This window comes from Dietzia cercidiphylli (genome assembly GCF_014145145.1).
Lineage (GTDB): Bacteria > Actinomycetota > Actinomycetes > Mycobacteriales > Mycobacteriaceae > Dietzia > Dietzia natronolimnaea.
The window spans coordinates 1-1731 of the sequence record NZ_JAALEA010000300.1; the positions used below are offsets into that span (position 1 = coordinate 1).

Here is a 1731-nt window from a genome sequence, read left to right on the forward strand (position 1 = left end):
CGCCCTCGGAGCCGCAGCCGCAACCGCCCTCGTCGTCGTCCTGCGCGTCCTCCCACAGCGCCGCGGCGCGGGAGCCGGCGAGGCCGGCGACGCTGAGCAGGGCGAGCGAACCCAGAAGAGCGACGACGACGACGAGGCCACCGACCCAGCCCCCGATCAGTCCCACGCCCAGCGCACCGAGCATGAGCATGAGGCTTGAGCCGAGCAGGGCGGGCCCGGCAGCCCGGTTGGCGAGCGTCCAGGCCTCGGGGGAGCGGCGGGTCTCCGGGGTGCGGACGCCCAGGACGCCGTTACCCGGCAGTCGACCGAGCAGTCCCAGCAGGCCGGTAACCCCGACCACCAGGGCGAGACACGCCAGGAGCACCACGACCACCACGAGCACTGCGTTCACGCCCCCGAGGGTACGCCCGCGACGGGGGATTTCCGATTCGCCTCATCCCCCGTCGGCCCCTCCCCGGTGGAACCCTCGACCAGCGCGAGAAGTCGGGCGAGTTCGCGCTTGTCCTGCTCGCTGAGCCGGTCCAGGAACTCCCGGCGCACCGTGGCGACGTGATCGGGTGCGGCCTCCCTGATCTCACGCATGCCCTCCTCGGTGGCGGAGACGAACGCGCCCCGGCCGTCGGTGGGGCAGCTCGTCCGCTGCACCAGTCCACGCCGGACCATCCGGGTCACCTGATGGGAGAGCCGGCTGCGTTCCCACTGCAGGACGTCGGACAGCGCGGTCATCCTCAGCGGGCCGTCGGCCTCGCTGAGGTACACGAGCACCTCGAACTCCGGCTCCGTCAGGCTCGACGTGGCCTTGAGGTCGCGCTGGATAGCCAGGTGCAGGCGGCCCTGGATCGCGAGGTAGTCGCGCCAGAGCGCCTTCTCCTCGTCGGTCAGCCATTGCACGTGGTCGGTCGGCAGGGGTTCGCTCATGACCCCACACTACGCTCATAGTTGACACGACATCTAGTACGGGGATAGAAGTGTGTGACGCATCATCCGGATGCGTGACCCGAAAGGACCACAGACATGAGCACCACGACGACCGTCCCCTCTTCCCGTGCCGCCGGGGCCGAGACCCGCCTGATCCCCGTGCGCGGGATCGTCCGCGACATCGGCCTGCTCCTTACCCGGGTGCTGCTCGGGGTGGTCCTGATCGCGCACGGCTGGGAGAAGCTCGTCACCAACGGCGCCGGGGCCACCGGCCAGTTCTTCGACTCCGTCGGGGTCCCCGCCGCCCAGGCCGCCGCGGTGTTCGCGGGCGTCGTCGAGCTGGCCGGAGGGATCCTGCTGGTGCTGGGGCTGCTCACCCAGGTCGTCGCGGCCCTCGTCGTCGTCGTCATGGTCGGCGCCTATGTCTTCGTCCACCAGGGCGCGGGGATCTACGCCACCAACGGTGGCTGGGAGCTCGTCGCCGTGATCGCGCTGGCCGTCGCCGTCTTCGGCCTGGTCGGCACCGGTCGCTACAGCCTCGACGCGCTGATCGCGAACCGTCGCGCCGCCCGGGGCTGACTCCACGCAGGCCGGCTGCACCCGGCCCGCCCCCGCGGCCCCGCGGCCTCCGGTCGAGAGCGCATCGAGACCAGCGCATCGAGTAGGCCACGTCACCGAGGCCACGTCGACAAGGCCGCATCGAAAAGAGCGTTCCGCACACCCCACACTCGGGAAACGTGGTCGGAACCGTCTTCTCAACGAGTGGGTGGCCCGGTTCTCGACGGGGCGGGGCCCCGGTTCCCGGGGCGCGGT

The 1731-nt window shown here is 71.2% G+C and carries 3 protein-coding genes; 1 reads left to right on the forward strand and 2 read right to left on the reverse strand.

Annotation, left to right across the window (positions count from 1 at the left end; all coding sequences use genetic code 11):
• Together G6028_RS11150 and G6028_RS11155 are read right to left on the reverse strand one after the other, a co-directional pair.
• Positions 1-391 (reverse strand): SdpI family protein (locus G6028_RS11150; protein ID WP_182658880.1); only part of this gene is annotated, 391 nt, incomplete at its 3' end.
• Complete coding sequence (locus tag G6028_RS11155) at positions 388-918, reverse strand: MarR family winged helix-turn-helix transcriptional regulator (RefSeq protein ID WP_182658881.1); 531 nt, start codon at positions 916-918, stop codon at positions 388-390. The genes G6028_RS11155 and G6028_RS11150, both read right to left, overlap by 4 nt.
• A gap of 96 nt (positions 919-1014) precedes the next feature.
• Between G6028_RS11155 and G6028_RS11160 the strand changes: the two genes are divergently transcribed.
• Complete coding sequence (locus G6028_RS11160; protein WP_182641161.1) at positions 1015-1497, forward strand: DoxX family protein; 483 nt, start codon at positions 1015-1017, stop codon at positions 1495-1497.
• Positions 1498-1731: the final 234 nt, after the last annotated feature.